Below are 24,157 nucleotides of genomic sequence, written 5' to 3'. Positions count from 1 at the left end.
GGCCCTGGCCCAGGCCGCGGACGACCTCGCGTCCGCCGTCAGACGCCAGTGGCGCGTGGGTTTCGCCATCGCCGCAGCCTGCGTGGTCACCCTGGGCCACAGCCGCCTTCCGGCGCGAGGACTCCGCTGGTCACCACTCGGCATTCTCATCGGCTTAGGCGGCGGTCTCGCCCTCGGGATCGCGATCACCTTGCAGGCCGGCCTGCTCAACGGCCTGCTGTCGGGCCTGGTGGGAGCCGCCGGCGGTTCCTTCGGCGCAGGACTGGAGGCCAAACCGGCCGAGGCGACGGCCGCGGCGGACCCGCAGACCGTACTTGACCAGGACCGCGCCACGTTCTGGACCACCGCCATGGCGGGTGGCCTCGCCATCGGCATCGCCGCCTCCCTCGTCATCGGAACGCTCCTGGGGCCGTGGCGGGGGGCCCTGACCGGGGTGGCCGACGGGCTGGCGACCGGCCTGGCCTGGGGGCTTCCTCCAGGCCAGGTACGGATCGTTCACGCTCGCCCGATGGTGGCTCGCCCTACGCGGCCAGGTGCCGTGGCGGCTGATGCCGTTCCTCGCGGACGCACATCGACGCGGAGTGCTCCGGCAGGTCGGCGCCACGTACCAGCTCCGCCACGCCGAACTGCAGCGTCGCCTTGCCGGGACGGCGTGAGCCGATTCCCGTCGGCGACGTCCGCTCAATCCTCTTGCGAGCAACCCGTGGCGGAAGGCGCAGCGCCATCTGGGCCAGGGCGCGTCGGCCCGTGTGGGTCGGCGGGCACCGCAGGAGGACCGGCCGAGCCGTGGGCGGTGATGGTGAGACCGGAGAAGTCCCTACCCATGACGACGGGGCCGTACTGCGTGCCGCTGACCTGGTTCGACACCGCCCCCTCACTGGTACGCACCGACTGCGCCTGCTGCCACCAGCTCTCCAGGGCGAGGCGGAACTCCGCGTTGAGGGCGGCGCGCACAGCAAGGGCCGTGCTCAACCGCTGGGCTCGCTCCAACTCGCCGGGGGCCTGCGCCAGCGCCGTGAGCTCGGCCTCACCGGAACTCACCACGAGCGCATCGGCCTCGCCGTCGGCCTCGGCACGGCGGACGGGCGGTGGATCAGCGCACTCAACGCCGTCCACGCCTGTCGGCCGGCCTCGCCGCCGATACCCCCGGCCAGAGCCGCCAGCGCGGCTGCCGAGATCGGATCCATCACCACTCCCCCATCACTCATCGGTTACCGCGCCGCCCGCTGCGCACCGGGCAACACGCGCACAGAGCATGCCCCGTCCAACGGCAACGTGCCCCCGGCTCAAGGGTCTTTCTGACAGGGAGAGTTGATGATCATGAAGAAGGATGTGGACCTGAGCCGGCCCGGGACATCGTGGGTGAGGTCGAAACGTCCTACGGGATATGACCGGTCCCCTCACCGGCCGTCGAAGTCACCTGGCAGACGCTCAAGGTCACCTGTCGGAGGACAGCCGTGGGCACGGTGGTCATTGGACCGCCGTGCCCGGGCCTGAACACTGCAGTGTTCAGCCGGCGGAGGCAAGGTCGAGGGTCCACAGCAGGCCATCGGTGGCGGGGGCGGTACCGACGCCCGCGTCGGTGAATCGGCAGTCGAGCATGTTCTCCTGGTGGATCGCCCCGTCCAGCCAGTCGTTCAGCACGTTCCCGGGTGTCCTGCTCTTGCGGTCGAGGTTCTCGCCCCACCTGCTCCACTGGTAGCCCGCCGCTGTGATCCGGCTGTCCCCTCGGCTGCCTTCCTGATCGAGGTGGCCGAAGTATCGGTGGGCGGCCATGTCCTGGGAATGCTGCTGGGCAGCCGTGTGGAGCCTGGGGTCGATGTGCAGCGAACGGCAGCCGATCTTGGCCCGCTCGGCGTTGATCAGGTCGACGAGCTGCTGTTCCAGGCTGCGCGGCGGCCGGGTCACGCTCGGGGTGGGCGTCGGATCGGCGGAGGCGGCCGACGACGCCGGACCGGGAGGGGCGGCCGACGACGCCGGACCGGCGGAGGCGGCCGGCACCGCGGCGAGGGCCTCGGTGATCGCGGACGTCGGTATCGGGGCGGGAGCGGCCCGCGGAGCGTCGCCCTGACTCGGGAGCCCTCGGATGACGCCCACTACGGCGACGGTGATGATGAGCACACCGGCCATCCGGGCGCCGTTCCGTAGGCGGCGCGCGCCCCGCCGGGTACCGCGCGGGCGGGAACCCTTCGCGGGACCCCCGCGACCGTGGTGGGTTCCGGTCCGGTGTGCGGACCGCGCGACGTTCGCGGGGAGCTGCGCGGCCGGTGCTGCCGGCTGAGCCGTCGCGGGAACGGTTCCGCAGGCGCCGGGCGCCGCCGGGCCGGTGAACAGCCCGTCGGGCGCGAAGCCGCGCAGCGGGACCACCAGGGCGAGTCCGGCGAGCAGTCCTTCGGCCGGCACGAGGTCCTGGCCCAGCACCGAGCACGCGTCGCAGGCCCGGATGTGCCGGGCGATCCGTTTGCGCCACAGCGCACTCGGCCGCCCGTCCCAGGCTCCGGCCAGCTCTGCCAGTTCGGGGCAACGCGGCGAGGCTGCCAGCGCCCGGACCACCGTACGGCTGACCTCCAACTGCTCCTTCATCCGCTGGACCCGCACCGCCGTGTGCCGAGAGGACAGCTCCAGAGCGGCGGTCAGTTCCGCCCGGGTCAGCCGGCCGGCGGCCTCCAGCCACCACAGCGACAGCAGATCCCGGTCCCCTTCGTCCAGCCAGCGGGTCGCCTCGGCGACCTCTCGGCGCTGCCCGGACAGGCCGAGGCGCAGTACCGTGAGCCCGACGAAGTCCCCGGCCGGGTCGGCCAGCTGCTCCATGGCGTCGAGGGCGGAGGTGGGCCCGGTGCGGGTCGACCAGTTGCGGCGTACTTCGTTCATCGCGACCGCCACCAGCCAGGAGCGGAACGAGGACGGCTCTCGCAGGCCGTCGAGGCCGCCCACGACGCGGATCATGGTCTCCTGCACCACGTCGTCCACGTCCGGATGGCCGTTCATCGCCCGGCCGACGACGTTGTAGACCAGTGGTAGATACCCGGCGATCAGCCGTTCCCGGGCCTGCTCGTCCCCGGCGCACGCGGCCGCGACCGCCTCGGTGCCTATGCCGGCTTCGCTGTGCATCCGCTGTCCTCACTCGTCTCGGGTCGCACGGACCCCCCTGCACAGGAGACCTGTCACGGCGCGGCGGACAACAGGAATCCCGCTGTGGAAATTCGGCCGAGTGTTTTCGTTGTCCGGGTTCTGCCTGGCGGTCTCCCACGGTGTCGGCACGAAGACGCCGACGCGAATCCGCTCAGGAAGCAGACCACCGTGAACGACGACATCACCAGGTCCACCCCGCGCTACCGGGGGGAAGGGCCAGGACAGGGCCCTGGGGCCGATGAGAACGCACTCGCTCCCTTGCCGGGCGCCGGGGCGCGCCCGCGGCGCGCGGCACGGCGCGGCGGCGCCTCCGGCCGCCGCCGCGCTGCGGTTGTCTCGGCGGCCGCGGCACTCGTCGTGGTCGGTATAACCGGGTACAGCGTGATGTCCTCCGCCCACTCCGGCGGCAGCGACCCGGCCCGGGCGGCGGTGGCAACCGGCGATCTGCCATCGACGCCGAGTACCCCGGGCGACATCTCCTCTACTGCGTCCCCCTCCGCCTCCACCACCCCGTCGGCCACGGCTGCGGCCGGCACCACGGAATCGGCCGCCGCCTCGCCTTCCACCCCGGCGAGCGCCGGCCGGAGCAGCTCAACCGCCCGGTCCGCCAAACCGGCTGCCACGGCGAGCACCGGCAGTCGGTCCGGCGGCGCAGAGCCTGTCACCAGCGCGCCACCGGCCACCGGGACCGCCACCGGGACCGCGACCGCGACCGCCGCAAGTCCGTCCCGCGGCCCAGCGCCTGTCACCAGCACGCCACCGGCCACCGGGACCGCCGCGCAGTTCGCCCAGCAGGTCGCCGACCTCACCAACGTCGAGCGGGCCAAGGCCGGTTGCGGCCCGCTCACGGTCGACGCCAAAGCGCACTCCGCCGCCCAGATGCACTCCGACGACATGGTTGCCCGCCACTACTTCGAGCACCCCGACCCGGAAGGCCACCACGCCGACTACCGGCTGGAGGCCGCGGGCTACCAATGGAGCCTCTGGGGCGAGAACATCGCCTACGGCCAACCGGACCCGGCTCACGTGGTGGACGAGTGGATGCACAGCCCGCCGCACCGTGAGAACATCCTCAACTGCCACTTCACCGCCATCGGCGTAGGCATCAACTTCGGTGCCAATGGTCCTTGGTGGACGCAGGTCTTCGCCACGCCCGCGTAACGGATCGACCCGTTTCGTCAGGTGGGCCCAACCGGGCCCGAAGCATCGGCTCGCTCCGCCAGGAGAGGCCGACGGGTGCGATGGCCTCATGGCCCGTACCTGCGCATGCGCAGGGCCGGAGTGGGCACAGGTCGCCGCTTCCGAAGCCGCGGTCACCGACCGTGCCGCGGAGTGCGGCCACCACACCTGCGTCACCGACACCGTCATCTCTCCACCCAGCCGATAGATGTCTCCCCCGCCCGTCGGCACCGCCCCGGCAGTCCGCCCCTGATCCCAGGGACTGCCGGGGCTCCCGACCGGACGGCGATCAGGCCGTTCGGGGACCGCGCCGCAGAGGTCCGGCCCCGCGGATCCTCCGCCGGATCGCGGGCCCCGGGTACTGGCTGCGCCGGCTCAATCACCCGGTGGCGGGGCACTCGCGCTACCGGCGGCGGCCGGCGAGGTGCGGGAGGCCGCCGGCCCGGTGTCGAGGAACTCCCGGATGGCGAAACCGACCAGTACCACGACGACGATCCACAACACCACGGCTGCGGTCGGGTAGCTCCAGGTGGCGAGGACGACGGCCGCCACGACGAGAATCCCGGCCCCGATCCAGCGCTTGAACCGGTTCACGAAGCGGCCGACCGGCCCGAGACGGAGCCCGTGTGCCATTGACACCTCACGCAGCGCGCCGATGGCCGAGCTGCACGCGTTGCGGATCGCGACGGCGACCCTGGACGGGCCGATCAGGAAGGCGCCGAGAGCCGTCACCAGCGCTGTCACGCCCACGGCGCGGACGCTGGCGCGCAGGAAACGGATCAGTGTGTCGTAGATCGCGCCGGCTGCGGCCTGGGACGCTCCGGGCGGCAGGTGGTCGAGGTAGAAAGACCGGAAGACCGTCAGTACGACTCCCAGGAGGAGCATGGCGATGGCCACCCCGAGCGCCGCGCCGATCAGGGCGCGGCGCCGGTTCACGGCGGTGAACACACCGGCGGCGGCGATCAGCACGGCGATGATCGGCAGCCAGGCGCCCATGATCTCCAGGACCCGGAAGTAGCTCTTGACCTTACCGATGTCCTTCGAGGCGAAGACCACGAAGCTGGTGTGCACCTCCGGGATCTTCGCGGCGGGTCCGAAGCCGGAGCTCACCAGTTGGTCCTTGACCTTGGCGACGAACGGTCCGATGTCGATGGCGACCTGGTTGTTCTCCAGCGAGACCGCGCCGCCGCCCTTGCCCGTCAGTGCCTTGTCGAGTGTGGCGTGCACCGCCCGGTTGGCGTCGACCCACAGGGCCGCGAACTGATCGCTGGTCACCACCTTGTTCACGGTGCTGCTGACCAGCTGGGTGAGGCCGCTGGTGATCGGTCCGCTCAGGCCGCCGATCAGCTTGCCGAGTTCGGGGGGCGCGCCCTGTTGGACGGCAGCCTGGGAGAGCTCGTCCACCACCGCCTTCACGTCGATCTGGGCCAGCACCTCCGTGGTGACCCGGTTGGTGACCGCGGCCTGGATGTCGGGGTTGCTGGCCAGTGGTGCGACCGTGGCGACGTACCGGTCGGTGTCGCCGACGATCGAATTGGTCCAGACCGCGATGACCGCGAGCAACGCCAGCAGGGAGGAGATGACGATCAGGACGACCGAGCCGGACGTACGGAGGCGATGGTGGCGCGCCCTGGGCGGTGGCGTTGATGCCTCGAGTGCGGTGAGCCGGTGCCGCAGCTCGTCCAGCTCCGTGCGCTCGCCCTTGGTGAGCTCGGGCTCGGGCGTGGATTGTGGCGGTGGGCCGGTTCTGGGCGGTTCGCCGTCCGGCCGGCCCTGCTGCGGACCGTTGTCCCCTGTCCGTTCGGAAGCCGGCTCGGAGGCGGACTCGGAGGCGGACTCGGAAGCGGGCTCGGATTCATCGCTGGGCATGGCATGCTCCCTGCGTCGGGTCCTCTGGCAGAGGCGGGGGCGGCCGCCTGACGACGCGCCTTCTCCAGGAAATGCCGGGAGTGATTCCACCGCCACCTGGTCAGCTCGCACGGGTGATCCCGCGTCGGCGCAGGCCGCCAGGCCCCTCAGGTGGCCGCGGCCGGCCTCCGTCCGGTCCCGGAGACCTTCGGCTGGGCGAGGACGCGCGCAGATCCCGACCGTGATCGGCTCACACCTCGGGCGGCCGGCACCTGGTGGGGACCATGTCGATGATGTGCGCGAAAGGTCGCGGACCTCGCCGCCGGCACGGATCCCCGCGCCCGGCCATCCCGTGCTACCGACCGGAGTGCCCGAGGTGACGTGGAGAGCGCACGGTGAGGGGCGTCTCCGCGCGGTGATTTCGGCCGAGGTTGTCGGTCATCAGGACGCGGGCGACGTCATCGCCCTCGTCCTCGACGAGCCCTCCCGCCGCGCCCGGTCATCCGCGCGGCGCCGGTGACCGCCGGGATCGTTTCGGCCGGCATCCGAGTTGGAGTCAGCGGGGCGCCCGCGATCACGGGCCCGAGGAGCGGACGGAGGAACATTCGATGAGGACCGGCACGGTGCTGGACAATCCGGCGCAGCGGCGCGTCGAGACGATCCTGACGGAGCTGACCGGCTCCGGTGAGGAGACCGGGGTGCAGGTCGCCGCCTGGCTGGACGGCGAGTTGGTGGTGGACGCCTGGGCGGGGACGGCCGACCTGGCCGAGGGGCGGCCGATGGGTCCGGACACCCTGGTGCCGGCCTGGTCGACCGGGAAGGGCGTCGCGGCGGCCCTGGTCGCGGTGCTGGTGGACCAGGGGGTGCTGGCGTACGAGGCACCGGTGGCGCGGTACTGGCCGCGGTTCGCCGCAGCGGGCAAGGAGCGGGTCACGCTGGGACATGTGGTCGGTCACGCGGCCGGCCTGCCGCAGCTGCCGTCGGACGTGACCCCCGAGCGGCTGCTCGACCTGCCGGCCATGGCCGACTGGCTGGCCGGGCAGCGGCCGAGGTGGGAGCCCGGTAGCGCGCTCGGCTACCACGCCTGGACGTACGGGGTGCTGCTGGCCGAGATCCTGCGCCGCGCCACCGGCCGGACCTGCGACCAGCTGCTGAGCGAGGAGCTGGCCGGACCGCTGGGGATCGGCGACGAACTGCTCTTCCACGTCCCCGGGCACCTGCTGCCGCGCGTGGCCACCTGCTACGACGGCGGCTGGGCGGCGCGGCTGGAGCGGATGCCGCCCGAGTCGCCGTTCTTCGTCTGCGTCCCGCGCGGGGTGCTCCCGGTGGCCGGGCTGGCCAACCGGGCCGACTTCCGGCGCACGGCGTTGCCGGCCAACGGGATCATGACCGCGCGCGGGGTCGCCCGCCTGTACGCGGCGCTGGCCTGCGGCGGTGAGCTGGAGGGCGTACGGCTGCTCTCGGCGGCGACCCTGAAGGAGGCGACCACCGGATGGACGAGCGGGGTGGACCGGATGCTGGGCGCCCCGTGGACGATGGGCCGCGGCTTCGTGGTCGGGGACGGCGCGCCGACGCCGCTGCGCCCGGCGGGCGGCTTCGGCACCAGCGGGTCGGGCGGCAGCACGGCCTGCGCCGACCCGGCGAACCGCTTCTCCTTCGCGCTGGTCAAGAACCGGATGACCGTGCCCGGTCTGGACGTCCGGCTGATCGGCGAGGTCCGCAAGGCGCTGGGCATCGCGGGCGGCTGAGAAGGCGTCGGATCCGAAGGGGCCATCGCGCCTTCAGCCGCCCAGCGTGCAGGTCCTGCCGGAAGCACGTCGTGCCGCGCGCCCGGGCGCGGCACGACGCCATGCCGGGAGCATCCGCCCCGACCGGTGGCCATGGCGGACGAGCACCCCTCGCGCAGGAAGCAAGCACCGCCGTAGCCCCCTTGTAGCCCGACCGACGAGACCTGTGCAGGATCGACGAGCGCGCGGTCAGAACCAGTGCAGGCAGTGCGGGGACCGCTCGGCGCGGAAGAGGGCGTCAGCGAGGGTGGCCGCGCCCGGGCGGTGTTCCCGGATGTGTCCGGCACGCGCGAGCGTGCTCGGGGCGGTGCCGCCGAGGTAGACCGAGCCCAAGTCGCTCACGTCCAGGGACAGGTCGGGCTCCCGGTCCGTCGGGACGCAGTCGGCCTTGCCGTCCCGGACGGTCAGCAGGTGGCGGCCGTGCTCGCCGAGGAACGGGTCGTCGACGTCGAGGACGAGCTCGCCGTCCGTGAACCAGCCACGCGCGGTCAGTGCACGCGGGACGTCCAGCAGCCGCACCCAGAGCCAGTCGGTGTCGCCGCTCACCTGACCGGCGCGGAAGTCCGCAAGCTGCCAGCGCAGCGGGTGCTCGGGCGGGAAGTGCTTGAACACGACCTGACTGACCAGGTCGTGTCCGAGCAGGAACCGGGCCAGGGCGGTGGAGACGGCGTCGGAGGTGGCAATCGTCTCGTCGACCGTCAAGGTGTCGGGCTCGCCCAGCGAGTAGCTGGCGTACCCGTCCGCGACGCCGTCGGCGTCACGGTGGAGGGCGACGTAGCGCGGCGCCGGAGTGACCGGGGGCTGCCCCGCGCCCAAGGCCCACCAGCGGTGCGGCCGGGACAGCGCGCCGGGCTGTGCGCGGCGGTACCGGTCGTAGACCTCTTCCAGGATCTCGCCGCACTCGGCCCGCCGCAGCAGCTCGACCGAGCCGGTCGCTGGGGCGTCAGCCGTTCCGCGCACCCGGGGGACGGCGAGGGCGGCCTGGTGGCGCGGCACCGTCAGCCGCGCCGTGTAGGTCGCCGGTCCGTAGCCGAACCTGCGGTAGATCAGGGCCTCGGAGGCCAGCAGTACGGAGAGGAACTCGCCTCGGGCCCGCAGCTCGGCAAGCTGATGCCGCATCATCGCGCTGAGCACGCCCTGGCGTCGGTGCGAGGGCAGGACGCCGACGGCGCTCACCCCGGCGGCCGGGACGATGATGCCACCGGGGAGAGTCAGCTCGAAGGAGTAGGAACCGGCGGTGCCGACGGGCCGCCCGTCCGCCGTCACGGCGAGCAGGTTGCGGTCCATTTCGAGCGCCGACCACCAGAGCCCGCCACCGTCAACCGGAGTTTCCGGGAAGCGCCCGAACGCGGCATGGAGTGTCTCGACGAAGACGTCGAGGTCCTCGCCGGTCGTGGAACGGATCTCCATTATTGCTGCTGCCTCCCCGGGATACCGGCACCACGACTCGTGGTGCCGGGCCAAAGTCCAGCGTTGACCCGCGGCCAGGTCAAGCGAATTACGGCCGGGCCCACGGCTGGTCACAGCACGGTCCGGTCAGCGGGCCACCCAACAGCGCCTGAACTCAGATCCCCGGCGTCACGAGCGGGTGGGGCGCGCGGGCAGCTCCGGCAGGGGCCCGCCGGACCGAACCACTTCACATTCCCCTCCCTGGCTTCGCCGGACCCCGCCGGTTGTTGAGGGTGATCAGGGCGGTAGCATCCCTCTCGTCGCCCGGGCGTAGGCGCAGAGGCAGCCGCCGCCGTGATCGCATCGCGGAGTACGCCGGTTCGAATCCGGTCGGGGCCACCGTGGTGACGGTGTCGAGGAGGGCCCGGTGCAGCAGCAGGTCGCGGTGGACGACGAGGAACTGGCCGCGTACGGCGCCACCGTGGCCAGGTTGCGCGCGCTGCCGGCCGACGACCCGGTGCGGCTGCGCGCGGAGCGGATCGCGGAGTCCCTCGTCCGGGAGGGCCGCCGTCGGCGCAAGCAGGTCCGGCGGGAGGTGGCGGCGGAGACCGACGCCGCGTTGCTGGCCGCGACGGCCACCGGGGCGACGGCCCGGCGGGAGGACGCGCCACTGACGCTGGTGCCCTCGGCCCGCGTTCCGGTGGGACGGCTGAGCCGTTCCCGGCGCTGCTATGTCTGCAAGTCGACATACCGCCAGGTGGACGGGTTCTACCATCTGCTGTGCCCGGACTGCGCCGGCGACAACGCGGCCAGGCGCGGGCTCCGCACCGATCTGCGGGGCCGGCGGGCGCTGCTGACCGGAGGGCGGGTGAAGATCGGGTTTCAGCTGGCTCTGATGATGCTCCGGGACGGCGTCGAGCTGACCGTCACCAGCCGCTTCCCGCACGACACACTGCGCAGGTTCAGAGCCGCAGCCGGCAGCGAGGAGTGGTTCGACCGGCTCGACGTGATAGGCATCGATCTGCGTGATCCGCGGCAGGTGCTCGGGCTGTGCGAGCGGCTGCGGGCGGCGGGCCGGCCGCTGGACATCCTGGTCAACAACGCCGCCCAGACCCTGCGTCGACCGCCCGAGGCGTACGCGCTGCTGACCGCCGGCGAGCACGGCGAACTCCCGCCCGGCGCCCGGGTCTCGCTCGCGCCCGGCTTCCGCCCGATACCCGAGCTCACCCCGGTGTGGCCGGCCGCCGAGCTGGCCCCGGCGATGTCGCCCGGTGAGGTGCTGCCGCTGGCGGACGAGGCCGGCCTGCTGCCGGACACCGCGCCGGACAACTCCTGGTCGGCCACGCTCGGCGGTCTGGACCCGGCCGAGGTGCTGGAGACCCAGCTGGTCAACGCGCTGGCCCCGGCGCTGCTCTGCGACCGGCTGCTGCCGCTGCTGCTGGCCTCGCCGCACGCCAACCGGTACATCGTCAACGTGACGGCCGTCGAGGGTCGTTTCGAGGTGCGCAACAAGACGGCGGGCCACCCGCACACCAACATGGCCAAGGCCGCGCTCAACATGCTGACCCGGACCAGCGCGGCCGAACTCGCCGCCCGGGGTGTGCACATGTGCGCCGTCGACACCGGCTGGATCACCGACGAGAACCCTGCGCCGAAGAAGTCGCGGATGGCCGCGCACGGCTTCCGCACCCCGCTCGACATCGTGGACGGCGCGGCCCGCGTCTACGACCCGATCGTGCGTGGCGAGGCCGGCGACCCGGTGTCCGGGGTCTTCCTCAAGGACTATCGCGAGGCCGCGTGGTGACCGCTCCGCGGTGGCCGTCCGAAGCGGTCCGGCTGCCTGCCGCTACACTCGGCGCCCTGGGCGGGGCCGTAGCGCAGAGGCAGGCGCGTTGGGTCTCCAAAACCGAAACACGTCGGTTCGAATCCGACCGGCTCCGCCCGTCCTGTCGTGCGGGTGTGCCGATGGCTCGCGCGGTGGGGGCGTGATGGACGGGTTCGCGGGCGTGATGCCGAGGCCGGCGAACGACCTGGCGCCGCTGATCGAAGGACGGCGGGCCGGCGTGCTGCCCGCCGAGCGCCGTCGGAGCGGGCGATCAGGTCGTCCCGTTCGAACATGGCGCTGATCGCCGCCCAGGCCCGGCGCGAGGAATCCCTCAGGGCGGGGGCGGGGAGGAGGACTACGATCGGCGACTGACGGGCAGCACGGACAGAGCAGGGGAACTCGCAGTGATCACGACGGAGGGCCGTATCCGCGCCATTGCTACGGGGTGATCACGTGGCCTTCGCCGGTCGTCTCCCTGATCTGCTTCGCGAGCAGCGGAATGTCCACCGGACGGGTCGTGTCGACGTGATGCACTGGCCCGAGGCCCAGTGGTTCGGCTGTCCGGCTCCACGACTCCCACCGCTCGTCGGAATCCGGCTGGTCATCGAGGTGCACAGGGTGCCTGCTCGCGGCCCGCTCGGTGAAACGGTGTCGCACGACCTCCAACGGCACGTCGCACCAGACCTCCTGGACCTCGTCCACGCCTGCCCGGGCGAGTCCCGCAATCGCGAACCGGCGCGCACGGCCCAGCCACGGGCTCTCCAGCACAGCGCCGTCGGGCGCATACGTCAGCAGCGTCCACAGCGTCTCAGCCGCAGCGCGGCCCAAGGCGTTGCTCCACTCGCGCGCGGTGGTGCCGACCGGGGGTTCCGCCCCGAGCGCATCGGCCAGGGTCTCCTTGACCGAGTCCTTGCTGAACAGCGGCAGTCTCAACTCCTGTGCCAGAGCGTGAGCGAGAGTGGTCTTCCCCGCGCCCGGAAGTCCGTTCACCAGTACGGTCACCATGCGGCGATCGTAGACCGACCGGCAGTACGATCACTTCAGGCGTCGAGTGGGAGGGGCGGCCGTCCCAGCGGTGTCGGTCGTCGAGCGGCGGCCGTGCGGGCAGACGTCCCGTTTGCAAACCGCCGCCTCGGCCGGCAGACACGCTCACTCCGGGAAGGAATCATGCACTTCACCCTTGTCGCCGCTCTCCCGCCCACTGCCCAGGAGGACGTCAACGCCGCTCTCTCCGCCGTCCTCGCTCCCTCGACATCGAGCGGGAGGTGGAGCCGTACCGGGCTTACGAGGCCGCAGCCCCGAGCGGCACCGAGTGGGTCGAAGCTCTCCGGCGGCGGGCCGTGCTGCCGGATCGCGACGACCTGACGTGGGCGCAGGTCGCCGAGACCCTCCACCGCGTCCGCGGCCACGAACCGGGCAGCGAGAACCACCTCTACGTCGACGACGAGGACCGGGCCTACTTTCTGAGCGCCTACAACCCCAACGGGAAGTGGGACGGGTACCGGGTCGGGGGCCGGTGGTCGGCCCACTTCATGCACCGCCCGGAGGCGATCGGCGACCCTCGGCTGATCACCGGGCAGTACGGCGAAACCGCCGAGCACGGCCAGGCCGCGGCGATGGGCTGCGACGGCGGACCGCGTGCCCTGCTCGACTTCGACGCGCTGCGCGAGCGCGAGGGAGCCCTGGCCGGCGAACGCCACGACCGGTGGACGGCACTCGTCGATGGACTGCCGGAGGCGCAACCCTGGGACTTCTTCCTGGCCCGGCACCGGGCCGACGAGAGCCGCTACCCGATCAGCCGCACACAGGAGGACTACGACGCACAGGCTAGGCGCCGGGCGGCGCTGAGCAGCGAGGAGTTCAGGCACTGGCCCGGCGAGTTCTCCTTGAGCCGTGAGCAGTACGTGGCGGAAGCCCGCGACGACGCCGTGCCGGGTGATGCCCTGCTGCTGCCTGACGGGACGTGGATGGAGCCCGGTGAGGGGGTGGAGGACGGCCGCGCCGCATACACGCGGGTCGTGAACGAGTACCTGGACGGCCTCGACGGAGATGTCGTCCTGGTCGCGGTGCACTGCCACGGCTGACCCGCCCACCAGGCAGGACTCGTCGGGTGACGCACGACCTGGCGGAGTGTTCGGACCCGGGGCCCGGGCCGACGCGGTGGACAGCCCGGTCCCCCACGACCGGGCTGTCCGGTCGCGCCACGGCCCCGACGGCGTCCCCGCGTGGGCCCGCTCCGGTCAGCCGTCGTCGGCGGCCACGTCTGATTCCGCCTGGTCGGCGGCGCTCTCGGCGGCGTCCAGCTTCTGCTGCATGTCCTGGATCTGGGCGCTGTCGGCCGCGCCGGTGTCCGCCTCGGCGGCGGAGGAGCCGGGCTTGGCGTCCCCGTGACCTCCGGAGGGGCCGCAGCCGGTGAGGAAGGCGGCCCCGGCCAGGAGAACGGCCGCCAGTGCCGCGGCCGGGCGGCGGCTCACTTGCCGGCCGCCTCGTTGTGGGCGGCGCACCAGGTCGCGACGGACTTCAGGTTGTTCCGCCGGGTCTGCAGCGTGGTGACAAGGGCCTTGCGGCTGGTCAGCCGGCCGTTGAGGTAGGTCTCGATCTCGGTGTGGCCCGCGGCCTTGGCGTCGGTGACGCGCTGCTGCAGACGGGCGACCGAGCCGATCACGGTGGCGTCGCCGTCGAGGCGGTTCAGCGCCTTGGTGATCCGCTCCTCGGTCTTGGGCAGCCGCTTGCAGATGCCCTTGGCGCCGTCGCTCTTCGGCGTGGACGCGGCCGTCGGCGAGCCGGCCGGCGCGCCGTTGCCCCCGGCGGCTTGAGCGGGCACGGCGGCGAGCAGGGAGCCGGCCAGGGCGATGATGCCGAGCACGGCGGCCCCACGGACGGTGGGCAGGCGGTTGGCGGCAGGCATGGGCGTCCTTTCTCCGTTACGGGCCTGGGGCGGCCGGACAGGGACCGGCCCGCCCCAGGGCGGTCGCCCCGACCGTAGGACGGCTTCTTGTGGAATCCCTGTGGAACGGACCCGAACGGACCCGAACGGAGGCGAGCGGAGACGACCGGTGGAAACGACCAGCGAGACCACCGCCGAGGAAGCGGCACGGACGGGACCCGACGAGCCGTGCCATCGGGCACCGGGCCCGCGGGTGCTCAGCCGGCCGGGCCCGAGATCCAGTCTCGGTGGGACGGCAGTTCGACGGTCGGCGCGTCGGAGCGTGGGAGCGGTAGCCGCACCTCCACCCGGCACCCGGCGCCGCCGGGTGGGCTGGTGATCCCGGCCGTGCCCCGGTGCAGGGCGGCCTGTTGGGCGACCAGGGTGAGCCCGAGGCCTGAGCCGGGGCTGTCGCGCCGGCGGTGGAACCGCCGGAAGACGGCCTCCCGCTCGTCGGGCGCGATGCCGGGACCGCAGTCGTCGACGGTGAGCCGGGCGGCCGCGCCCTCGGCCGTGAGCCGGACCGTGACGCGCGCCGGGGCCGGCCCGGTGCGGCCGTGTACGGCGGCGTTGCCGAACAGGTTGGCGAGCATGATCCGCAGCCCGGGTTCCCAGCCGTGCACCCGCAGCTCCTCCGGGGCGTCCACGGTGAAGGCGGCCTGCGGGTGGCGACGCGCGGTCTCGTCGGCCGCCGCGTCGACGAGTTCGACGAGGTCCACCGGGTGGAAGGCGTCCGCCTGGACGAGATCTCCCCGGGCGAGGGAGCTGAGCGCGGTGAGCAGGTCGAGCAGCCGGGCGTGGTCCTCCCGCAGCTCGGCCACGATCTCCGCCCGGTCGGCGGCAGGCAGGTCGGTGTGGGCGGCCAACACGTCGAGGTTGGTGCGCAGGCTCATCATCGGTGTGCGCAGCTCGTGCGAGGCACTGGCGGAGAAGGAGCGGGCCGTGTCCAGGGCCTGGGCGGTGCGCCGGGCCTGTTCGTCGTAGCGGGTCAGGAGCAGGGACAGGGCCGCGGAGAGCTCGTCCACCTCGGCGGTCCCGGTCCGCTCGGGCGCGAAGCCGTGATCGCCCGGACCCCCGGCCCGCTCGACGCCGCCGGGAGCGCCCGGCGCCAGAGCTGCCGCCGGGTCGAGCGCGGCGGCGCGGCGGCTGAGCCGGCGCAGCGGCGCAGTGGCCCGCTCGGCGAGGGCGAATCCGATCAGCGCGGAGACCGGCGCCGCCACCAGCGCCACCAGCAGGACGCGCCGCCGCACCACGGCGGTCTGACGGTCCGCCTGCCCGGTGGACGTGACCACCCAGAGCAGGCCGGTGCCGCCGCTCGCCCCTCCGGTGGTGACGTCCACGGTGAGGACGCGCCAGGCGGCGCCCTGATCCCGCACCGTGACCGGACCGCCCGGCGCGGCCGGGAGCGCCCCGGCGTCGGCGGGCTGCGGGCCCACGGACAGCAGGACGGTGCCGTCCGCGCCGACCACCCGCACGCCCGCGTCGAGGGCGGCGTCCAGCACCTTGCGCTGCTGGTTCTGCTCGGCCTTGGGACGGCCCTTGCTGTCGGCGGCGACCAGCGCCCGCACGCTCGGCAGGAGGGCGGCCGCCCGGTCGTTGAGCCGGCTGTCCTGCTGGTGTCGGAGGTCGCGGCCGACCAGGGGCAGCAGCAGCAGCAGCCCCGCGAGCACCACCAGGAGCGGCACCACGACGGCGGCCCAGAGTGCGATCCGGGTGGAGAGCCTCATCGCGGGCCCGCCCCGGTCTCGTCGGGCAGCCGTCCCGCCCTGTTGGCCAGCCGTCCGCCGCCGTCGGGCAGCCGCAGCACGAAGCCGACGCCCCGCACGGTGTGGATCAGCCGGGGCCGCCCGCCGGCCTCGACCTTGCGCCGCAGATAGCTGATGAACGTGTCGACGGCGTCGCTGCGGACGTCGAAGTCGTAGCCCCAGACGCGTTCCAGCAGCAGTTCCCGGGAGAGCACCAGGCCGACGTTGCGGGCGAGCTGGGTGAGAAGCTCGAACTCCCGCCGGGTGAGCCTGAGTTCCTCGCCGTCGAGCCGGGCCTGGCGGGTGCCCGGGTCGATCACCAGCGGGCCGGCCACCACCCGGTCGTCCGGCTGCGGCGGGCGGCGGCGCAGCAGGGCCCGCAGTCGCAGGACGAGTTCCTCCAGCGCGAACGGCTTCACCAGGTAGTCGTCGGCACCCGCCTGCAGCCCGGCGACCCGGTCGGCGGGCTCGTCCAGCGCCGACAGCATCAGGACCGGGATGTCGTCGCCACGCGTGCGCAGGACGCGGCAGACCTCGGCGCCGCTGAGGCCGGGCATCGACACGTCGAGGACGAGGACGTCCGGGGCTTCGGTGCGCATCCGGGCGAGCGCCGCTTCGCCGCTGTCGGCGAGGGTCACCGCGAATCCGCTCAGCCGCAGGCCGCGCTCCAGGGTGCGGCGGATCGCCGCGTCGTCGTCCACCACCAGGACCCGGCCGCCGGGCCCGTCCCCGATGCCGGGGCCGCCGACGGCCCCGAACCCGCTCCCCTGCATCGACGCCTCCTCGTTTCCGGGGTGCCGACCCTCTCACACGGGTGCGGCGAGCCGCTCCCGAGGGTGTCCGAGGACTCGGGAGACGGGCCGCCGCCGGTATGGGAAGGAGGCGGAGGATCTCGGACACCGGTCGACGACCGGGGCGCGTCGGGAAGCGGCGGCGCCGCGTCGTACCGCCAGATGCCGCAGCGCCGAGGGCTCGTGCCGGCCGCGCCCCGAGCCGTTCGACCAGGAAGGCGATGATCTCGTTGCTGATCGGGGACCTGAGGTCGGACGGGCGTCAACGCCCGTCAGTTGCACTCCTACGAGGCCCAAGGCCTGCCGGAGGCAGACCGTGGCGCGAACGGCTATCGCGAGTACGGCGAGCACGCCGTGCTGCGCGTGAGGCAGATCCGGCACCTGCTCGGCGCCGGTCTGTCCTCCGAGGACATCGCGTACCTGCTGCCCTGTGCGCTCGGAGAGGCTCCCGAGCTGCCCGGGTGTCCCGAGCTGCTGGCCGCGATGCGGTCACGGCTCCAGCGACTGCAGGATCAGATGGACAGGCTCGCCGAATCCCGCGACGCTCTTGTCGACTGCATCGCCGCGGCCGAACGAACGGGCAGCCAGAGCCGCCCTTCGACGGGGCTGCCTCTGAGCGCGTGCCCGCATAGGGAGTTGAGGTCTCGGACCCGGCCCGAGCAGCACCGGCGCGACGGTGGCAACGCCACCCGCGCACCGGCCCCGGACCGCGTACCGCGCGGTGGCGAGGACGGCCACGGTGCAGGGGAGCTGCGCGTTTGCCGCCCGGTGCACGGTGCACTCCGGGGCGGCCGGAGGCGGGGCGCGGGGAGTTGGAGTCCGAGGTCGTCGGCGCGCCGGCCACGTGGCTCGACAGCCGGCGAGCCCGCCGGGCGAGGCTGCCGGAACGCGCACAAGACGCACAGACCCGATCACGGGCCCCTGCTCAAGGACGGGCGCATTCCCACAGAGATCCTTGCGGAGCAAATCCTAACAAATGGCGATCATATCCATTTGGCATGCCGAATCAACTTCGATCATCGCGTGCACTCAATGGGATGGATGTATCACTACGCGCTGCAGTTCGTGTGCACCGGTGAGGTCAAATGGGCGCATGAGATTAGCTTCGATCACCACCCTGGTCGTCGGCTGTGTCGGCGCCTCAATCCTCGTCCTCGTCCTCATGGTTCGATACATTCCTCAGCGCTGGCGCGAAGGATCCATCCTGAACGACGGCATCGAACATTTCTCGACCCTCAATCGGACATTGTTCAGTTTCATCCTGGCCCTCTCGATCGTCTCCGCCGGCACGAGTCTGAGCAAAGCCGCCGACGAGGTCAGCAGTGAGGGCGCAAGCCTCGTCAATCTCTACTGGGCGACGCGCCCTCTGTCGGAGACCTCACGCGCGGAGGTCCGCGAATTGACTCGTCAGTACACGGTCACGGTGATCAACGACGAGTGGCCGGCGATGGCCGAGGGCGGGACCAGCGCACGGGCCCAGGAGCTGTACGACGAGCTGCGACGCGTACTGCAGGACACGGCAGGCGACTCCAAGCAGGAGCAGACGTTCGCGCGGGACTCGCTCCTGGCCCTCAGAGAGGTGGGGGACGCCCGGCGCGCGCGGATGCTGGCGGTCTCCCAGGAAGTCCCCAACTACCTCTGGATCGGCCTGATCCTGTCCGCAGTGCTTCTGGTGGCCACCTCCGCGCTCCAGATCCATGCCCTGACATGGCCGGGAATCGTCGGAATCGGCGGTCTCGCACTGTTGCTGTCCGGCGTGCTGATCCTGTTGTCAGCCATGAACCACCCTTTCAGCGGGGGGATCCACGTGGAGCCCGATGCCTTGAGATTCGCGCTGCATCGTTACTCCGTCATCTGACCTCGGACCGGACACCAGACGCGCGGGTCGCCCGGCTTCGACTGGACGCGGTCACCGCTACTCGGCCCCGGCCCACTCGCGTGCGGGATCAGCACTGTCCGTTCTCAGTCCACGGACGGAGCTTCTCCGGATTTCGGACCGCCCAGATGTGAGTGATCCGGCCGCCGGTGAGACTGAACGCTGCCACGGTCACGGTGACGCCGGCGTACTGGGCGACCAGGCCGGGCCGGCCGTTGACCATCCGCTCCAGGAGCGTCAGCCCGGGGGCTTTGCCGGCGATGTGGATCAGGTACTGGGCGATGCGCACGCTGCCCTCGACCGGGCGGAGGACGGCACCGACCAGGCCGCCGCCGTCGGCGGTCATCGTGGCGTCGGGGTCGAGGAGGTCGACGAGGGCCGCGATGTCCCTGGCCTCCCACGCCTCCTTGAAATGCCGTACCAGAGCGGCCTGCCCGGCCGTCGGAACCGCCGGAGCCTGCGCGGCGCGAATGCGTCGACGGGCCGAGGACGCCAGCTGCCGGCAGGCCGCGGGCGTCCGGCCGACGATCTCGGCAACCTCGGCGAAGGGGTACCGGAAGACGTCGTGCAGGATGAACGCCACGCGTTCGGCCGGCGTCATCGACTCCAGCACGACGAGGAAGGCCATGTTCACCGACTCGTCCAGGGTGACCCGGTCGGCGGGGTCGGCCGGCTCGGCCCTGCCGCCCGCCCGTCCGCTGATCCACTCCGTACGGTCGGGCAGCGGCTCGGGGATCCATTCGCCGACGTAGCGCTCACGCCGAACCCGCGCCGAGCCGAGCACGTCCAGGCAGATGCGGCTGGCGACAGTTGTCAGCCAGGCGCCGGGCGACTCGATGGTCTCCTGCTGCTGCCGCGACATCGCGTACCAGCGGGCGTACGTCTCCTGTACGGCGTCCTCGGCCTCGGCCAGCGAACCGAGCAGCCGGTAGGCAAGATTGATCAGATGCCGCCGTTCGTCGACGATCGCGCTCAGGCCCGGCTCGGACCGGTCATGCCCTGGCTCGGTTGGGGTGCTCATGGCTGCGACCGCTCCCTGGTTCTTCTCGTCCGCTTCCGCTCTCGACACGTCGACGAAGCACCGCACCGGATTGTGAGGCCGGCGCTTCGCCTCACATTTCGCGGGTCCACGTCGTCGGATCACCGAGACACTACCGATCCACCGCCGCGAGGCAGAAGAGAGGACCGCGTCATGGCCACCCGGACGACGGCAGAACAGGGCAGGCTCACGTTCGTGCAGGTTGCGATCGCCCTGCAGACCTTGGCCATCTTCTTCGAGGCGGTCACCGCCGGACTGCTGCTGTCCTCGTCCCAGGGCGAGGTGCTGCACAGCGCCGGAGCGCGCGTGATGTACGGCGCGTCGATGTTGTATGTGCTCGCCGCGGTCCTGGCGTGGCGGCCCGGCGGAGGGGCGGCCCGGCCCATCCTGTACGCGTCCGGCTTCCTCGTACTCGCCTCGGTGCAGGTGGTGCTGGGCATCGCGCACAGGCCGGCGCTCCATGTCCCCCTGGGCATCCTGATGTTCGGCCTGAGCGTGCTGGCGCTGGGCCAGGTGCTGTCCACCCGCTTGCCGGAGCGCTCCGGCGCCCGGTCGTAGCCGCCGCGCGGGCCTGGGGAGACCCGAGACCGACGCGCGCCGCGCCTACCGCGTGACGCGCCCGACGTGCGTGCACGGCACGTCCGGTGCGGCAGGATAGGTGACCAACGAGGCTCCCCGACGGAAGCGGACGGCTCACACCGCTGCGGCGAAGCACACCCTCGACGTTCCTCCACGCCGAAGGCTGTTGCGTGCCGGCCAGTTTCGGCACAGCTCGTAGAATCGGCGGTGATCACGAGAGGCGGGGGACGTTGTGGACGGGGGCGAGCGATGGATGCCGCCGCTGCGTGCTGGACGGCAGCCGGCCGGCCGTGCGTTGCTGCGGTGGCTGGGCGACGAGCGGGCGCCGAGGGTCTGCCGTGTGTCGGGTTCATCCGGTAGTGGCAAGACCCATCTGCTGGTGTGGCTCGCGACCGCTTGTACCTCGCCGGGGACACCAGCCGGGCAGCGCCCGGACGCCACGCTCGGCGCCACCGGTCTGACCCTCGACAGCGCGACCTGGCTGCTTGCCGGGCAGCTCGGCCTGACGGCGAGGACGCCGGCCCAGCTGCGGTCGATGCTGGCTGAGGACGACCGGCCGCGACTGCTGTTCGTCTGGGATCTGAACCGGTCTGCCGAGCCCCCGGCCATCGCCGGCGAGCTCCTCGACGGGCTCCTCGGCCTGCCCGGCCTGCGCCTGGTCGTGGACTGCGCCACGGGAACACCCGAAGCCTCCGCACTGACCGCCCTCACGCCCGCTGCCGTCCTGGAGCTGGACGAGCCCCGCTGGACCGACCCCGTGCGCTTCGGTGCCTGGCAACGGCGGCTGGGCGGCGGCCGGCCACCTGCGGACCTGGCCTACCCCAACCCCGGCCTGGCCCGGCTGGCTTCCAGGATCCGGGATGCCGCCGCGGCAACTCACGTCGGAGTGCCGGCGGCCTGGTGGGCGGAGGTGCCGAAGGAGCTTCATACCGCGTTCGGGGCACTGGCGACGTTTGACCGCCCGGTGCTCCAGGAGGAGTGGGCGCTGCTAGCCGACCCGGTGGCGGTCAGCCGCGCGGCCGCCCTGCTGCCCGCCGACTCACCGACCGAGGACACCTGGTGGCTGAGGCCAGGCCCGCTACGCCAACTGATCACGGCCCAGGTCCCCGTGCCGTCACCGTCCGACACCGTCCATACGGCGGCCCGGGCGATCCCGCGTCTCCCGGACGGCGGGCCCGACCTGGCCGCTGCCGACCCCGAGCGACTGGGCCTGCTGCTACGTCAGGCCGTCCGCGCAGGAACGGCCGGGCAACTTCTGGACGACGTGCGGTTCCTTGCCCGAGCCGAACCCGTTTCGGTGGCCGCTGCCCTGGCTGCCGTGCCCGATACGCCCTTCCGGCAGCTTTGGCGCGCGGCGGGCCCCGGGCTGGTGGCCGAACGCAACCCCGCGGTCCGCTCAGAAATGCTCCGGACCCGTCTCCTCGGACAGGATGGCGCCGAGGTGTTGGAGGACGGCGCCGGGGCGTCGTGGCGGGCCGAGTGGGCCTGCTGGTTCGACCCCGCTCAACCGGAGCCCGTTGCGGCGGCGCTCGGCAGCGGACCGTACGCCGGCCGACTGCTGGTCGCGGCCGCCGACGGCGGCGTGCGGCTGTTGGACCTGGCGAGCCGCCGATTGTCTCCCGAGTCGGCTCTCCTCGCTCCGAAGGGGCTCCGTGCGCTGACCTGCCTGCCCGACGGCAGCGTGATCGCCGTCGACCCCACGGGTGTTCCACGGCTTCTCACCGGTTCGACGCCGCCCGGGTACCAGGACGGTGAGTTCGGTGCGCTTGCACCCCTACCCGCCGCCGGAGACGTGACCGGCACGGTGCACTGGCACCCGGCAGACGGTGAAGACCTCGCACAGCACCTGCACGACGGCCCGGTGACCGCCCTCGGCGGCGTACTTCTGCCGCCTGCCGGCCCGACGGAGGTGGCCGTTCCGCTCCTTCTCAGCGGCGGCGCCGACGGCCGTGTCCGAGCCTGGAAGCCCGGCTTCCCTCCACTGCCCGGACCGGTTCACCAGCGGCCCTGCCCGGTAGTGTCGGTGTCGGTGACCCGGACGTCGGCGGGACTGGTGACTGCCGCCGCCTGGGCCGACGGCGTGCTGCGCGTCCAGCGCCTGACGGGTTCACAGTCGCTCGTGCAGCTGCGCCTCGGGTCACCGGTAAGAGCCGTCCAGGTGGACTCGGACGGGCAGATCGTTGTCGTCCTGACGGACGGCGTCGTCTGCGTCGGACCGGGCCGCGAGCCGGCCGAGGCCGTCACACGAGAAGGAGCTAAGGCATGACCGCAATCGACGCCACGAACACCGCTGGCCAGGTGCCCACGAAGGAGCAGTACCGCGCCCTGCGCGGATTCGTGAAGACGCGCGAGCGAGGCGTGATGCAGGAGCATCGGGAGCATCCGATGGGTTACGAGACATTCGCGGCCTGGTCGTCGTGGATCCGCTTCGTCCTGACGTATGACCGTCTCCTCGACGAGGCCTTGCGGCAGGACGACGCACAGGCTGCGGCCCGCGTCTGGGCTGTCGTGCTCGACATCCTGCGCCCGTGGGCCGACCACCCGGAGCTTCCCACCGAGCTCCGGGCGCACGTCGCGGCGGCGAACCGGCACTAACCTGCCTGTTCTTGCACTTGTGCCTCGGACTCTGGATGCTGGCGTCGTCAAAGTTATGCCAGTAGATGGGGCAGTCGTGGTGATCGAGTCCGTCAGGTACCCGTCGAAGTGCCCCGGCTGCGGCTCGGAGATGGAGTGCGTCGGCGTTCAGGCGTTGGTTGGGCAGAGGCTTGAGTGGGATATTGGCTACCCCTGCTCCGTCTGTGGCGATGCGTTGTACGAGTGCGGGCCGGGAGGGGGGCTGCATACCGGACGACCTGCGTCGGCGTCTTCTGGCCGAGCACGGCCAGGCTCGGCTCGTACTCAGTGATCCTCTCGCCAGTCCGGTCCTCGTGCTGAAGGTTCTTCGCACCGAGCTGGGCGGAGATCTGGCACAGGCGAAGAGGGCACTCCAGCAGATCCGGACCGGCGTGTTCGCAGGGACCATGCCCGAGATAACTCTTCTCGTCCATCGGCTGGGTGCCGCTGGCGTCAAGGCAGAGGCCGAACGTCCACAGCGGCCTGACGAAGCCTCTGCATGCCGACAGCCGACGGCTGATCACGGGTTCTGACGTTCCCCGAACGGCGGAGCGGCCTTGGGGTGATCATGTGCGCTGTCGAGACACTGATGATCGCGCCCAAGGCCGTGATGGTGAATCTGCTGGACGAGGCCGCCCGCGTCGAGTCCCTGGACGTGTTGTCCGTCTGGGCAGCGGTATTGAGCAGTTGCTGCTCGGCGGTGTACACCTGGACCTGCCCGGCGGACTCCCACCCCGCGGGCAGTTGGCTACGCGTACACCGCGGCCAGTGGGCGTACTCGGCTCCAGCCATGGCCGTACTCGTGCTGTCGCTTCAGCCTCGGAGGCTCTGCTGCAGGTCATCCAGTGGGAGGGTCACAGAGACCCGACTTCCGGGGTTGAGCCGCAGGTCCAGGCCCACCGTCATCTCCGCCAGCTGCTGGCCGGTCAGGAGGATGTGGCCGGGCCAGTGCCGGGGCACGTACTGCGGTGACGTGCAGGCCTCCAGGACGTCCCGGCCGTCAGAGCCGGGGAGCGTGTACAGGTTGGCGGCACCGGGTTGCGCGAAGAGCAGCAGTTGGGCGTCGCGGAGGGCGGTCAGCAGCTCTTCCTCGCCGCCGTAGCCGCTGGCCGCGCCGTACAGTGCGTTCTCCAGTGGGTTCTGCGGCGGGGGCCAGCCCCGGGCCTGCGGGGAGGGCCGGTAGTTCGGGTTGTGCCAGAACCGCACGAGGGCGCCGTGGTGGTCGACCTGCCAGCCGCCGATGATCCCCCAGCCGGGGACCTCGCCGGCGGGGTCGAAGGCCGGGTCGATGGAGTAGATCCAGCCGCCGCGGCGGCGTTTCGCCTCGGCGCGCGGGTCTGTCCAGCGACTGGTGTATCTCGTGTTGTGTGAGTTACCGGCGGCCGACGGAGAGTCGGCCGTCGAAGGCGATGTCGAAGGCCTGGAGTG

At 72.1% G+C, this 24,157-nt stretch carries 19 protein-coding genes, 2 tRNA genes and 1 pseudogene; 11 read left to right on the top strand and 11 right to left on the bottom strand.

All coding sequences use genetic code 11. From position 1 onward, the window contains the following. Positions 1-681: 681 nt before the first annotated feature. A complete protein-coding gene (locus ACIBH3_RS27580; RefSeq protein ID WP_396314784.1) occupies positions 682-1,116 on the bottom strand; it encodes a hypothetical protein in 435 nt (144 codons plus the stop codon). 393 nt (positions 1,117-1,509) lie between these two features. Then, complete coding sequence (locus tag ACIBH3_RS27575; protein WP_396314783.1) at positions 1,510-3,111, bottom strand: sigma-70 family RNA polymerase sigma factor; 1,602 nt, start codon at positions 3,109-3,111, stop codon at positions 1,510-1,512. A gap of 405 nt (positions 3,112-3,516) precedes the next feature. Here ACIBH3_RS27575 and ACIBH3_RS27570 point away from each other — a divergent pair, with 405 nt between their 5' ends. Continuing rightward, a complete protein-coding gene (locus ACIBH3_RS27570; protein WP_396314782.1) occupies positions 3,517-4,293 on the top strand; it encodes a CAP domain-containing protein in 777 nt (258 codons plus the stop codon). Between the two features lie 393 nt (positions 4,294-4,686). Here the strand turns inward: ACIBH3_RS27570 and ACIBH3_RS27565 are convergent, their stop codons facing one another. Continuing rightward, positions 4,687-6,180: a hypothetical protein gene (locus tag ACIBH3_RS27565; RefSeq protein ID WP_396314781.1), complete on the bottom strand. Its 1,494-nt coding sequence runs from the start codon at positions 6,178-6,180 to the stop codon at positions 4,687-4,689. A 587-nt stretch (positions 6,181-6,767) separates the two neighbouring features. On the opposite strand from ACIBH3_RS27565, the gene ACIBH3_RS27560 reads away from it, so the two are divergent. Next, positions 6,768-7,907, top strand: coding sequence for a serine hydrolase domain-containing protein (locus ACIBH3_RS27560; RefSeq protein WP_396314780.1), 1,140 nt, complete (start codon positions 6,768-6,770; stop codon positions 7,905-7,907). Positions 7,908-8,135: 228 nt separating this feature from the next. On the opposite strand, the gene ACIBH3_RS27555 is transcribed toward ACIBH3_RS27560, so the two are convergent. Next, positions 8,136-9,356, bottom strand: a complete 1,221-nt coding sequence (locus tag ACIBH3_RS27555) for a GNAT family N-acetyltransferase (protein WP_396314779.1) — start codon at positions 9,354-9,356, stop codon at positions 8,136-8,138. A 306-nt stretch (positions 9,357-9,662) separates the two neighbouring features. Here ACIBH3_RS27555 and ACIBH3_RS27550 point away from each other — a divergent pair. The 3 genes from ACIBH3_RS27550 (at position 9,663) to ACIBH3_RS27540 (ending at position 11,275) form a co-directional block, all read left to right on the top strand. Further along, positions 9,663-9,734 (top strand) — tRNA-Ala (locus ACIBH3_RS27550). A gap of 28 nt (positions 9,735-9,762) precedes the next feature. Then, the gene (locus ACIBH3_RS27545) at positions 9,763-11,139 is read left to right on the top strand and encodes an SDR family NAD(P)-dependent oxidoreductase (RefSeq protein WP_396314778.1); all 1,377 of its coding nucleotides are present in this window, start codon (positions 9,763-9,765) and stop codon (positions 11,137-11,139) included. A gap of 62 nt (positions 11,140-11,201) precedes the next feature. Then, positions 11,202-11,275, top strand: a tRNA-Trp gene (locus ACIBH3_RS27540). Positions 11,276-11,598: 323 nt separating this feature from the next. On the opposite strand, the gene ACIBH3_RS27535 is transcribed toward ACIBH3_RS27540, so the two are convergent. Next, positions 11,599-12,165, bottom strand: coding sequence for an AAA family ATPase (locus ACIBH3_RS27535; protein ID WP_396314777.1), 567 nt, complete (start codon positions 12,163-12,165; stop codon positions 11,599-11,601). 260 nt (positions 12,166-12,425) lie between these two features. On the opposite strand from ACIBH3_RS27535, the gene ACIBH3_RS27530 reads away from it, so the two are divergent. Next, the gene (locus tag ACIBH3_RS27530) at positions 12,426-13,244 is read left to right on the top strand and encodes a hypothetical protein (protein WP_396314776.1); all 819 of its coding nucleotides are present in this window, start codon (positions 12,426-12,428) and stop codon (positions 13,242-13,244) included. 156 nt (positions 13,245-13,400) lie between these two features. Here ACIBH3_RS27530 and ACIBH3_RS27525 read toward each other — a convergent pair whose 3' ends face one another. The 4 genes from ACIBH3_RS27525 to ACIBH3_RS27510 all read right to left on the bottom strand — a co-directional run bounded on the left by ACIBH3_RS27525 (position 13,401) and on the right by ACIBH3_RS27510 (position 16,604). After that, positions 13,401-13,634 (bottom strand): hypothetical protein, encoded by a 234-nt coding sequence (locus ACIBH3_RS27525; protein WP_396314775.1) that lies wholly within the window; start codon positions 13,632-13,634, stop codon positions 13,401-13,403. Continuing rightward, positions 13,631-14,068, bottom strand: a complete 438-nt coding sequence (locus ACIBH3_RS27520; protein ID WP_396314774.1) for a hypothetical protein — start codon at positions 14,066-14,068, stop codon at positions 13,631-13,633. The genes ACIBH3_RS27525 and ACIBH3_RS27520 overlap by 4 nt, the downstream gene beginning before the upstream one ends. 236 nt (positions 14,069-14,304) lie before the next feature. Continuing rightward, positions 14,305-15,813: a sensor histidine kinase gene (locus ACIBH3_RS27515; protein ID WP_396314773.1), complete on the bottom strand. Its 1,509-nt coding sequence runs from the start codon at positions 15,811-15,813 to the stop codon at positions 14,305-14,307. Further along, on the bottom strand, positions 15,810-16,604 hold the full coding sequence (locus ACIBH3_RS27510) for a response regulator transcription factor (RefSeq protein ID WP_396314772.1): 795 nt from the start codon (positions 16,602-16,604) through the stop codon (positions 15,810-15,812). The genes ACIBH3_RS27515 and ACIBH3_RS27510 overlap by 4 nt, the downstream gene beginning before the upstream one ends. 294 nt (positions 16,605-16,898) lie before the next feature. Between ACIBH3_RS27510 and ACIBH3_RS27505 the strand changes: the two are divergent. Both ACIBH3_RS27505 and ACIBH3_RS27500 read left to right on the top strand, forming a co-directional pair. Beyond that, a pseudogene (locus tag ACIBH3_RS27505) lies at positions 16,899-17,120 on the top strand (MerR family transcriptional regulator); the annotation flags it as partial. Positions 17,121-17,715: 595 nt separating this feature from the next. Next, positions 17,716-18,480, top strand: a complete 765-nt coding sequence (locus ACIBH3_RS27500) for a hypothetical protein (RefSeq protein ID WP_396314852.1) — start codon at positions 17,716-17,718, stop codon at positions 18,478-18,480. A gap of 88 nt (positions 18,481-18,568) precedes the next feature. On the opposite strand, the gene sigJ is transcribed toward ACIBH3_RS27500, so the two are convergent. Then, positions 18,569-19,519: an RNA polymerase sigma factor SigJ gene (gene sigJ / locus ACIBH3_RS27495; protein WP_396314771.1), complete on the bottom strand. Its 951-nt coding sequence runs from the start codon at positions 19,517-19,519 to the stop codon at positions 18,569-18,571. 171 nt (positions 19,520-19,690) lie between these two features. Between sigJ and ACIBH3_RS27490 the strand changes: the two genes are divergently transcribed. The 3 genes from ACIBH3_RS27490 to ACIBH3_RS27480 all read left to right on the top strand — a co-directional run bounded on the left by ACIBH3_RS27490 (position 19,691) and on the right by ACIBH3_RS27480 (position 22,711). After that, positions 19,691-20,095 carry a hypothetical protein gene (locus tag ACIBH3_RS27490; protein ID WP_396314770.1) on the top strand — a complete coding sequence of 135 codons (405 nt, stop codon included), beginning with the start codon at positions 19,691-19,693 and terminating at the stop codon, positions 20,093-20,095. A 361-nt stretch (positions 20,096-20,456) separates the two neighbouring features. Then, positions 20,457-22,382 (top strand): hypothetical protein, encoded by a 1,926-nt coding sequence (locus ACIBH3_RS27485; protein WP_396314769.1) that lies wholly within the window; start codon positions 20,457-20,459, stop codon positions 22,380-22,382. Further along, on the top strand, positions 22,379-22,711 hold the full coding sequence (locus ACIBH3_RS27480) for a hypothetical protein (protein ID WP_396314768.1): 333 nt from the start codon (positions 22,379-22,381) through the stop codon (positions 22,709-22,711). Before ACIBH3_RS27485 ends, ACIBH3_RS27480 begins: the two co-directional genes overlap by 4 nt. Positions 22,712-23,542: 831 nt before the next feature. Here ACIBH3_RS27480 and ACIBH3_RS27475 read toward each other — a convergent pair. Beyond that, a partial coding sequence (locus ACIBH3_RS27475) for a type VII secretion system-associated protein (protein WP_396314767.1) occupies positions 23,543-24,157 on the bottom strand: 615 nt, incomplete at its 5' end.

The sequence above is a fragment of the Kitasatospora sp. NPDC050543 genome (assembly GCF_044457565.1).
In the GTDB taxonomy this organism is placed as follows: domain Bacteria; phylum Actinomycetota; class Actinomycetes; order Streptomycetales; family Streptomycetaceae; genus Kitasatospora.
The sequence above is the reverse complement of the archived record's forward strand: the minus strand, read 5'-3'. Positions and strand labels throughout refer to the sequence as shown.